A 10308-nucleotide genomic window follows, 5' to 3' on the forward strand; every position below is an offset into this window, starting at 1 on the left:
GGCTTGTATAATATCAAAACGCTATTTAGATGTGGTTTAATTATGATTGGTATTTTTCACCAGCTACTACTGTAAATGTCATCTCAACTAATAATTGTGGATTTACAAGTTCTGCTTTTACACATGCACGACTTGGTGCACAATCTTGTGGAAACCATTCATCCCAAATCTCATTTAAGTCTTCAAAGTTTGCAAAATCTGTTATATAAATAGTAACAGCTAAAACTCTTGATTTATCACTATCTATTAAACCTAAACTAGCTTCCGCTTGCTCAAATATTTGTTTTACTTGACCTTTTATATCTGCACTTGTATCACTATCTGCAATTTCTGTAAAAGTTCCTATTCCATTAAAAACTGTTATATCTGACCATCTTTTACATGGGTTTATTCTATGAATTTTCATTGTTTTATTCCTAATTTATAATTGATGTTATTGTAATTAAAAAAGATAAAATTGTTTTTAAATCTATTTTTATTCTCCATTTAAAACTGACATAACAGTTGCTCTACTTGTTTTTAGTTCATTTGTGATTTTTGATATATTTAATTCACCATTTTCATTATAATAATTTTCATCATCTAACATTTTTAATATCAAATCTTTTTTTTCAAGTATCTCTTGAGATGTTTGTCTTGTTTGAAACTTGAAATCCTCTTCATCCATAGTTTTAATGGCTTCCAAATCTCTTTTTATGGTAGGAACTGTAACTTTTAACTTTTCGGCTAAATCTATTGGATTTTCAATACCTCTTAAAATCAAATCTCTTATGGCTATTCTTCTTGTTTTTATTTTGCGTCTTCGATGATAAGAGATTTTCATTTACTTCCTTTATAAAGTCTGTTTTTCTATAAACTTTTGCAAACCGGAAGTTTTCATTGGAAAATCTTTTGAAAACTTGATAAGTTCTTTATCTAAAGTAGAAACACCTGCTTTTGTTTGAACTAAAGAGATAGTAAAAATATCATCTTTTATAGAAAATTTCACATGATTAAAATAAACCTTTGCTTCACTAAAAATCTTATCTAAACTCAAAGTATCTTTTCTAAAAAATGGAAAAGCTTGTTTTGCTTCTCCTAAAACTTCACAAATCAGATAATATCCTAAAGTATCAGCTGTTATATTTTTATCATAAATTTTATTTTCTTTTTTAAAAAACTCATCAATTAGTCTCACAAAAAAATCAGATGACATAACTCCAATATCTTTTAATAGTTCACTATTAATGTACTCATATATCAAAGGTGAATTTTCTTTTATGAAGGCTTTTAGTTCATTTTCTTGCATTTATGTTTCCTATAAAATAATAACTTAGGCAGATTATAATAAGTTTTGTTAAAATTTTGATAAATAAAAAAATTTATGGAAAATATTATGATTAATGAAAACAATAAAAAAAATATAGAAACTTTTGATGAACTTACTAATTTAAGTGATTACTCTTTTATAGAAAATCTAAACAGCGACCCTGATGCAAAACACAATGGAGATAACAAATTTCCAAGAGAGGTTTTTAGTGGACATTATGTTCCTGTAAGTCCAACTGCTATCAAAGAGCCAATATATATTTCTCATAGCATTAACTTTTTTAAAGAGTTAGGCTTTAGTGAAAACTTATTAAAATCAGATGATTTTATCAAACTCTTTTCAGGAGATATGTCAAATATCTCAAAACCTATGCAAAATATAGGTTGGGCAACAGGATATGCGCTTTCTATTTATGGAACAGAATATTATGCTCAATGCCCTTTTCAAACGGGAAATGGTTATGGAGATGGTAGAGCAATCTCTGTTTTAGAAGCAGTAATAAATGGTAAAAGATGGGAGTTTCAACTAAAAGGTGCAGGAAGAACGCCATATTGTAGAGGTGCAGATGGAAGAGCAGTTTTAAGATCAAGTGTAAGAGAGTTTTTGGCTCAAGAACACATAAAGGCACTTGGAATTCCTACTTCAAGGTCTTTGACTCTATTTACTTCTAAAAAAGAGCAGGTAACTAGACCTTGGTTCAATGAGAATTCTTACTCAAAAGACCCTGAAGTTATGATAGAAGAAGATGTTGCGATTACAACAAGGGTTGCCTCTTCTTTTTTAAGAGTTGGGCAAATAGAACTTTTTGGAAGACGTGCAAGAAAAAATGAACATAAAAATGCTTTAAAAGAGTTAGAAATGATTGTTTTACATTTGATTGATAGAGAATATAGTGAAGTAATCAATAAAGATTTGAGTTTAGAAGAAAAGATAATACTACTAGCAAATGAGTTTCAAAATCGTCTTACTTCTTTAGTAGCAAATTGGATAAGAGTTGGATATTGTCAAGGAAATTTCAACAGTGATAACTGTGCAGTTGGTGGTTTTACACTTGATTATGGTCCATTTGGATTTATAGAGATGTTTGAGCCAAAATATCAATCTTGGACTGGTGGAGGAATGCACTTTTCATTTTTCAATCAACCCCTTGCAGCTTTTAAAAACTTCAAATCATTTTGTAGTGCTTTAAAACCACTACTTAGTTCAAATAAAGAAACTTTAGAAGAACTTGAAAAAATCGAAAATAACTTTAGCAAAGTTATGCAAGAAAAGATGCAAAATATGTGGACTAAAAAACTTGGACTTGATAAGTTTGATGTTGAACTGTTTGAAGAACTAATAAATCTTATGATAGATACAAAAGTTGACTACACAATATTTTTTAGAGAATTATCAAATATTCCCCATAATTTGAGTACTCTTGAAAAAAGTTTTTATGAAAATTTGAAAGATGAAAATATCAAACTAAGATGGAATAGTTGGCTAGAAAAGTGGAAATCACAAATAAATGTAAATGATGAAGAATCAAAACAAAAACTATCAAATCAAATGAAACTAACCAATCCAAAATATACTTTAAGAGAATGGCATCTAGTTTGGGCTTATCAAGAAGCACAAAATGGAAACTATGAACCAGTAAATGAACTACAAGAGATAATGACAAAACCTTATGAAGAACAAACAAAAGAGATAGAAGAGAAATACTATACTAAAAAACCAAGAGATTTTTTTGGAATAGCTGGAATATCTTATGTGAGTTGTTCGTCATAAGTTATATTTTAAATAACTTTTGGGAGTATAAAATAAACTGTGTGAACAACCTTTAGCCTATTCTCTTATTTTGTGTATTTTTCCATAATTTCACTGAAAAGTATACAAAGTTGAGAATAAATTTCACTTTAATTCCTCAAACTAGTTCTTTCCTATTCTATTTAAATTGTAAGATATAATTATAATCATTAGTCTGTATTGCAAATACTTTTGCTAGAAAAGTATCATGTTGAAACTTTCCATTATTATCAAATATTGTTATTCCATCTGATAGTTTTACTTTATGCTCTTTAATAAGCTTTTTATATCCAGTAAATAATTGTATTTCAATCTCTGAATTCTGATATATTTTTTTCAATTCATAATTAAAATAATCATTAATTTCTATATTGTGTAATAAATAATTACCATTATTTAAATTAGAATAAATAGAGTTTTTAAATTTATCTGTATAAAAGAATGGTATGACATCTTTTAAAGACAAACTTTTTGATAAATAAAAAGTTTTTTCTTCACCAGGTTCAATAAATATTGAACTGGATTCTTTTGGATCAGTATCAAGTATTCTTTCTCCTTTAGCATATGATTTTGCTTCTAGCTTCTTATTACTATTGATATTTAATGTATAAGATGTTATATGAATCTTGGTATTTCCAAAGTTTTTTGCTGTTATGGCAATATTGGTATTTCCATAAAAATCAAACTCTTTATTTAAAAAGTGCATGCTTGGTATTAGTTTCATATTTATAATTTGTATATTATTGTCATCAGAACCAAAAATCTCAGAATATTTTTGGTCTGAAAATAAATAAACTGCAATAACTCCAGACAAAAGAGTAAAAAGAGCGATTATAAATGCTGTTATCTTTTTTATATACATTGATATCCTTATTTGACACAATATCAAGCAAAAAGATAATGCTCTATTTTATTCCCACTCAATAGTTGCTGGTGGTTTTGATGAGATATCATAAACTACTCTATTGATTCCATCAACTTCATTGATAATTCTTCTTGAGATAGTTTCAAGTATTTCATGTGGAATATGTGCAAAAGTTGCTGTCATACCATCTGTTGCATCTACTATTCTTACACAAACTGTATTATCATAAGTTCTATTATCACCCATAACTCCAACAGATTTTACATTTAATAATACTGTAAATGCTTGCCAAGTTTTATCATAATATCCAGTTGAATGTAATACATCAAGCATGATAACATCAGCTTTTCTTAAAAGTTCCAAATCAGGTTTATTTACTTCACCCATGATTCTAATAGCAAGACCAGGACCAGGGAATGGATGTCTGCTTATCATACTTTTTGGAAGACCAAGTTCTAATCCTAAAGCTCTAACTTCATCTTTGAAGATTTCTCTTAGAGGTTCAATTAGTTCAAATTTCATCCAATCAGGAAGACCACCAACATTATGGTGAGACTTGATAGTTTTACTTGGACCTTTTACAGAAACTGATTCGATAACATCTGTATATAAAGTTCCTTGTGCTAAAAACTCAATTCCAGAGTGTTTTTTTGCTTCTACATCAAATACTTCGATAAATGTTTCACCAATGATTTTTCTTTTTTTCTCTGGATCTGTAACTCCAGCTAGTTTTGATAAGAAAGTTTCACTTGCATCAACAGTGATCAAATTTACACCTCTACTTTTGAACATAGTTTCAACTTGTTCTCTTTCATTTGCTCTTAAAAGTCCATTGTCTACAAATACAGGAATTACTTGCTCTCCAATAGCTTCTGCTAATAAAGTTGCTACAACTGAGCTATCAACTCCACCTGAAACTGCACATAATACTTTTTTATTTCCAACTTTATCTTGGATTTGTTTTATTTGTTCTTTTGCAAAACTTCCCATATTCCAAGTAGATTCACAACCACAAATATGTTTAGCAAAGTTTTTAAGAAGTTTGCTTCCTTCTTGTGAGTGATAAACTTCTGGGTGAAATTGGAATGCATAAATATTTCTATTTATATCAGCAATAGCTGCAAATGGAGAATTTTCACTTGTTGCGATTTTTTCAAATCCAGCAGGGATATTTTCAACTCTATCTCCGTGGCTCATCCAAACAATTTGACCATCTTGTGTATCTTTGAAAATTGGATTTTCAACTTCAAATTGTAATTTAGCTTTTCCATATTCGTGATGACTTGCTGGAATTACACTTCCACCAAAGTGTTGAGAGATTAGTTGCATTCCATAACAAATACCTAAAATTGGAAGACCCAATTCAAATATTGTAGTATCTGGATGATAAGCATCAACAGCATAAACAGATGCTGGTCCACCTGATAGAATAATTCCTTTTGGAGTTCTAGCTACTATATCTCCAATAGGTTCATTATAAGGAACTATTTCAGAGTAAACACCTGCTTCTCTAAGTTTTCTAGCAATGATTTGAGTATATTGACTACCGAAATCTAAGACTACTATTGGTACATGTTTCATATGATATTTTCCTTTTTTGTGTTTAACTCTTAATTTTTAATCGTAAATTTTATCTAAACTCGTTTTAATCTTCTTTTATAAAGTGAGCGCCAAGCGATTTTTTTCTATTCAAAGCAGCTTTTAAAATAGATTTTGCTGTTAAAAGTCTAAGATATAATAGCCGTCCAACATCTTTTTTTAGATACTCTTCAATTTTTTCTAAAGATTTTTTAAGTTCACTAGGAATTCTTACAATTCCTGCATTTACCCACATGATTTTTCTTAAATCATCTTTTATATCTTTGTCTATTTCTTTATTTCTAACAAAGTTTATGATAGGTTTATCATAATTTGAAGGATCGATTTTAAAGTTTTCTTTCATTGAAGTTTCAACAGCAATTTCAGAAAAAACTAAACCTTCTAAAAGTGAATTTGAAGCTAATCTATTTGCTCCATGAACTCCTGTACAAGCAAGTTCACCTATTGCATAAAGATTTTTCATTCCTTTTATTTTTCCTTGCATTGTTACTTTAACTCCACCCATAGAGTAGTGAAAAGCTGGACTTATAGGAACTCTTTCAAAAGGAAGTTCATAACCTAAATCTTTTAAGTTTGCATAAATATTTGGAAATCTTTGTTTAAATGCCTTTTTCTCAAAAGTTTCAAAAGATAAAAATATTTTTAATCCAGTTTTTTTATGATAATCAAAAATAGAACGGCTAACTACATCTCTAGGAGCTAGTTCTCCATCTTTATGATAATCAAATAAAAACCTATATCCGTTTTCATCTACAATATGCGCGCCTTCACCTCTTAAAGCTTCACTTAAAAGAGGTTTTCTTGCAAAAGATGTTCCTTTTACAACTGTTGGGTGAAATTGCATCATCTCCATATCTTTTAAAGGAAGATTTTTTTCAGAAATAATTCCTTGTACTTCACCTGCATTTGCTGTTGAATTTGTATGATATTTATAGATAGAACCAACTCCACCACTTGCAAGTATTGTTGTATGTGCGAAAGCAACTTTTTGTTCAGTTTCACTTACAAAATATTGAACACCATAACAAATGTCATCTTTTATTAGTAAATCACAAACAACAGCTTGAGTTACAATTTCATGTTGGCAATGTTCAAGCAAAAAGATATGAATCATTCTTCCAGTTGCATCACCATCTGCGTGTAAAATACGATTTCTACTATGAGCAGCTTCTTTTGTATAAGCTAGTTTTCCTTCTTTATTTAAATCAAACTTCATTCCATCATGGATTAAATTTTTGATTGTAGAAATAGATTTATGACTTAAAAGCTCAACAGCTTCTTTGTCATTGTAGTTTACACCAGCTTCTAAAGTATCTTTTATGTGAGTTGGAATATCACTTTCATCAACTGCACTTGCTATTCCACCTTGTGCCCAAAAAGTATTACAATTCCAAGTAGACATTTTACAAAGAATTAAAACTCTTTTATCTTTAGGAATTAGTCTAGCTGCATTTAGTCCTGCAACTCCAGTTCCAACTATTATATAATCGTAAATCATTTGTTTGTTTGTTCTTGTTTATCAGAAGAAACATAAATTGGGTCAGCTTTATAACCACAACCACTAAATGATAATATAAAACTCGCTATAATTAGCGTATGAAAAAAATTAGTGAAATACTTAGTCATCTTAAAAATTATCCTGAATTCAAGAAGTTTAATACATATTCTTTAATTGTAAAGTTTATTGATGTGCTTCCTTTAAAACTAAAAAAAGGTGTAAAGTTTGCTTATATTAAAAATCAAACTTTATATTTCGTATTAACTCATCCTGTTTATAAAATGGAGTTTGAGTATAACAAAGCAGATATAAAATCATTATTAAAAAATTTTAAAATTGCAAATGTTGAAGAGATAGCTTTTTTTGTGACGAATGTAGTAGAAAAAAAAGAAAAAGAGCTTGAACAAAAACCTTTTTATGAAGAGAAAAGTTATGGGATTTTTGAAAATAAAGCAAAAGATGAAAAGATTTTTAAAAAATTTGAAAATATTAGAGATATTATAAAAAATTCTTAAACTCTTTTTCTATTTGTTTGTAGTTTGGACAATACTTTTCTACTAAATTCCAAAAGTTTTTTGAGTGATTTTTATGTTTTATATGAGAAAGCTCGTGAATTACGACATATTGCATAATTTCAAGTGGAAATTTCATAAGTAAAATATTGAAATTTAGACCATTTTTGAAGTTACATGAACCCCAAGTTCTTTTATTTTTTCTATAACTAATTGAAGTTGGATATAAATCCATTTTTTTAGAAAATGTTTCAACTATATTTGGCAAAATTTTTTCTATCTCATTTTTATAAAATTTATCTAAATTTTTTATATTAAAATCTTGTAATTTTTTTATTTCACCTAAATATAAAAATTCATCTTCTAAAAGTGCATTTTTTGAAACTTTTTTTATAGCATTTTCAAGCCAATTTTTTCTTTTTTCTACTAAAATTTTTGCATCATATAGCGAAAAATAGATGTTTGATTTTATTTCTATTAAATCTTCTTTTAAAACTCTGATATAACAATGTTTTACATTTTTTTTATTTACAAGTTTGACTGTTACTTGTTTTTCGTTTAGTTCTATTTGAAAACTCAAGTTTATCCTTAAGGAATGATTAGATAAAATCCAGCACTATTATATACAAAATATAATGATAATTTGATTTGAGGAAAAATAATGAAAATTGCAAACAGAATGGAGCAACTATCTCCATCACTTACTTTGGCAATTACAGCCTTAGGAAGAGAGCTAAAAGCTCAAGGTAAAGATATACTAAGTTTTAGTGCAGGTGAACCTGACTTTGATACGCCACAAATTGTAAAAGATGCAGCAATAAAAGCTATTAATGAAGGACAAACTAAATACACGGCAGTAGAAGGTATTATCAAAACTAAGCAAGCAATTATTAACAAATTAAAAAAAGACCACAATTTAGATTATAAGTTAGAGGGAATTGTAATAAGTAATGGAGCAAAACACTCGTTATTTAATCTTTGTCAAGTATTAATTGATAATGGTGATGAAGTGATTATTCCAAGCCCTTATTGGGTTACATATCCTGAACAAGTAAAATATTCTGGTGGAGTTCCTGTATTTATTGAAACAGATGAAACAACAAACTTTAAAATTACACCAGAGCAATTAAAAAAAGCTATTACGCCAAAAACAAAAATTTTGATGTTAAATACTCCTTCAAACCCAACAGGTTCGATTTATTCTAAAGAAGAATTAACAGCTATTGGAAAAGTTTTAGAAGGAACAGATATTATCGTTTTCTCTGATGAAATGTATGAAAAAATCATCTTCAATGGGAAAAAATTTACTGCCGCAGCTGAAGTTAGTGCTGATATGTACAATAGAACAGTTACAATAAATGGTTTAAGTAAAGCTGTTGCGATGACTGGATGGAGATTTGGTTATGTTGCAACACCAAATGTTGCATTAGCAAAAGCTATGACAAAACTTCAAGGTCAAGTAACATCAAATATTAATACTATGACTCAATATGCTGCTATTCCAGCACTTGAAGGTGAAGCAGATAAAGACATAGAAATGATGAGAGCTGAATTTGAAAAAAGAAAAGATTATATTGTAAAAGCAATAAATGAAATAGATGGTTTATCTTGTTATGAACCTGATGGAGCATTTTATGTTTTCATAAATATCAAAAAAATAAGCAATGATTCGATGAAATTTTGTGCAGATTTATTAGAGCAAAAAGGTGTTGCACTGGTTCCTGGACTTGCATTTGGTATGGAAGGTTATGCTAGACTTTCATTTGCTACAAGTTTAGATGTAATTAAAGAAGGTGTAAAAAGAATTAAAGAATTTACTCAAAAGTAAATGATGTCTCCACAAAAAAAGGCTACTGCTGTTTCATCTAGTGTTGCAGCAGTTCTTACTCTACTCAAACTTATACTTGGAATTGCAAGTGGATCTGTTGCTGTTTTAGCTTCAGCAATAGATTCTGTTTTAGATATGTTTGTATCTATTTTTAACTATTTTGCAATTTCAAAGTCTGAAAAACCTGCTGATGAACGATTTAATTATGGAAGAGGAAAAATTGAAGCTTTAGCTTCTGTAATTGAAGGAACGATTATTTCTATTTCAGGATTGTTTCTTCTTTATCAAGCATTTCTAAAAGCATATACAGGGGAAACTTCTTCTTATTTAGGTATTTCTATTTTAGTGATGATTATCTCTTTATCTATTACAATTATTTTAGTTTTATATCTAAATTATATTGCAAAAAAGACAAATAGTATGGTTATAAAAGCAGATGCATTGCATTATAAAACTGATGTTTTTAGTACTTTAGCAGTTTTAATTTCTCTTTTACTTGTTTATTTTACAGGTTATGAAATTATTGATGCACTTATTGGTGCAGGAATTGCTATATACATAATCTTTTCTGCTTATAAATTAATCTATGATGGAGTTATGGTTTTACTTGACAGTGCAGTTGATGAAAAAGTTGTACAAGAAATAATAACAATAATAAAAGAAAATAAAAAAGTTCATAGTTTCCATTTATTAAAAACAAGAGAAGCTGCAAATCAAACTTTTGTTGAAGTGCATTTAGTTTTTGATAGTTTAATTTCTTTATTAGAGGCTCATAAAGTTAGTGATTCAATAGAATCAAAAATAAGAAAGCTAGATAAAAAAAGAGATTGGAATATTACTATTCATCTTGATCCTTATGATGATTTAAAAGTAGATAAATTTATTATTAATAACTAAAAAATAAATTAT

Annotated in this window: 11 protein-coding genes; 4 read left to right on the plus strand and 7 right to left on the minus strand. The window is 28.4% G+C overall.

Annotated features, from left to right (window positions below):
• Nucleotides 1–40 precede the first annotated feature (40 nt).
• From B0175_RS05870 to B0175_RS05880, 3 genes are all read right to left on the minus strand, one after another.
• Nucleotides 41–406, minus strand: a complete 366-nt coding sequence (locus B0175_RS05870) for a RidA family protein (protein ID WP_108527711.1) — start codon at nucleotides 404–406, stop codon at nucleotides 41–43.
• Nucleotides 407–475: 69 nt separating this feature from the next.
• A complete protein-coding gene (locus B0175_RS05875; protein ID WP_108527712.1) occupies nucleotides 476–823 on the minus strand; it encodes a hypothetical protein in 348 nt (115 codons plus the stop codon).
• Between the two features lie 9 nt (nucleotides 824–832).
• A complete protein-coding gene (locus tag B0175_RS05880; protein ID WP_108527713.1) occupies nucleotides 833–1288 on the minus strand; it encodes a hypothetical protein in 456 nt (151 codons plus the stop codon).
• A gap of 87 nt (nucleotides 1289–1375) precedes the next feature.
• On the opposite strand from B0175_RS05880, the gene B0175_RS05885 reads away from it, so the two are divergent.
• Nucleotides 1376–3079 carry a protein adenylyltransferase SelO family protein gene (locus B0175_RS05885; RefSeq protein ID WP_108527714.1) on the plus strand — a complete coding sequence of 568 codons (1704 nt, stop codon included), beginning with the start codon at nucleotides 1376–1378 and terminating at the stop codon, nucleotides 3077–3079.
• 157 nt (nucleotides 3080–3236) lie between these two features.
• On the opposite strand, the gene B0175_RS05890 is transcribed toward B0175_RS05885, so the two are convergent.
• The 3 genes from B0175_RS05890 to B0175_RS05900 all read right to left on the minus strand — a co-directional run bounded on the left by B0175_RS05890 (nucleotide 3237) and on the right by B0175_RS05900 (nucleotide 7059).
• Nucleotides 3237–3959, minus strand: a complete 723-nt coding sequence (locus B0175_RS05890; protein WP_108527715.1) for a hypothetical protein — start codon at nucleotides 3957–3959, stop codon at nucleotides 3237–3239.
• A gap of 48 nt (nucleotides 3960–4007) precedes the next feature.
• Complete coding sequence (guaA, locus tag B0175_RS05895; RefSeq protein ID WP_012012645.1) at nucleotides 4008–5543, minus strand: glutamine-hydrolyzing GMP synthase; 1536 nt, start codon at nucleotides 5541–5543, stop codon at nucleotides 4008–4010.
• 64 nt (nucleotides 5544–5607) lie between these two features.
• Nucleotides 5608–7059 (minus strand): L-aspartate oxidase, encoded by a 1452-nt coding sequence (locus B0175_RS05900; RefSeq protein ID WP_108527716.1) that lies wholly within the window; start codon nucleotides 7057–7059, stop codon nucleotides 5608–5610.
• Nucleotides 7060–7157: 98 nt separating this feature from the next.
• Between B0175_RS05900 and B0175_RS05905 the strand changes: the two genes are divergently transcribed.
• Nucleotides 7158–7574, plus strand: a complete 417-nt coding sequence (locus B0175_RS05905; protein ID WP_108527717.1) for a DUF721 domain-containing protein — start codon at nucleotides 7158–7160, stop codon at nucleotides 7572–7574.
• Here B0175_RS05905 and B0175_RS05910 read toward each other — a convergent pair.
• Nucleotides 7558–8151, minus strand: a complete 594-nt coding sequence (locus tag B0175_RS05910) for a M48 family metallopeptidase (protein WP_108527718.1) — start codon at nucleotides 8149–8151, stop codon at nucleotides 7558–7560. The two genes, B0175_RS05905 and B0175_RS05910, sit on opposite strands and share 17 nt — an antisense overlap.
• 81 nt (nucleotides 8152–8232) lie before the next feature.
• Between B0175_RS05910 and B0175_RS05915 the strand changes: the two genes are divergently transcribed.
• Together B0175_RS05915 and B0175_RS05920 are read left to right on the plus strand one after the other, a co-directional pair.
• Nucleotides 8233–9399 (plus strand): pyridoxal phosphate-dependent aminotransferase, encoded by a 1167-nt coding sequence (locus tag B0175_RS05915; RefSeq protein ID WP_108527719.1) that lies wholly within the window; start codon nucleotides 8233–8235, stop codon nucleotides 9397–9399.
• Between the two features lie 3 nt (nucleotides 9400–9402).
• The gene (locus B0175_RS05920) at nucleotides 9403–10296 is read left to right on the plus strand and encodes a cation diffusion facilitator family transporter (protein WP_210004282.1); all 894 of its coding nucleotides are present in this window, start codon (nucleotides 9403–9405) and stop codon (nucleotides 10294–10296) included.
• The last annotated feature ends 12 nt before the right edge of the window (nucleotides 10297–10308 follow it).

Origin of the sequence: Arcobacter lacus (genome assembly GCF_003063295.1) — a bacterium.
Taxonomy (GTDB): Bacteria; Campylobacterota; Campylobacteria; order Campylobacterales; family Arcobacteraceae; genus Aliarcobacter; species Aliarcobacter lacus.

Coding starts and splice junctions, on each gene's coding strand:
- B0175_RS05870 (WP_108527711.1), bottom strand. CDS start 406: ATGAAAATTCATAGAATAAACCCATGTAAAAGATGGTCAGATATAACA.
- B0175_RS05890 (WP_108527715.1), bottom strand. CDS start 3,959: ATGTATATAAAAAAGATAACAGCATTTATAATCGCTCTTTTTACTCTT.
- B0175_RS05905 (WP_108527717.1), top strand. CDS start 7,158: ATGAAAAAAATTAGTGAAATACTTAGTCATCTTAAAAATTATCCTGAA.
- B0175_RS05915 (WP_108527719.1), top strand. CDS start 8,233: ATGAAAATTGCAAACAGAATGGAGCAACTATCTCCATCACTTACTTTG.
- B0175_RS05920 (WP_210004282.1), top strand. CDS start 9,403: ATGTCTCCACAAAAAAAGGCTACTGCTGTTTCATCTAGTGTTGCAGCA.
- guaA (WP_012012645.1), bottom strand. CDS start 5,543: ATGAAACATGTACCAATAGTAGTCTTAGATTTCGGTAGTCAATATACT.
- B0175_RS05875 (WP_108527712.1), bottom strand. CDS start 823: ATGAAAATCTCTTATCATCGAAGACGCAAAATAAAAACAAGAAGAATA.
- B0175_RS05885 (WP_108527714.1), top strand. CDS start 1,376: ATGATTAATGAAAACAATAAAAAAAATATAGAAACTTTTGATGAACTT.
- B0175_RS05880 (WP_108527713.1), bottom strand. CDS start 1,288: ATGCAAGAAAATGAACTAAAAGCCTTCATAAAAGAAAATTCACCTTTG.
- B0175_RS05900 (WP_108527716.1), bottom strand. CDS start 7,059: ATGATTTACGATTATATAATAGTTGGAACTGGAGTTGCAGGACTAAAT.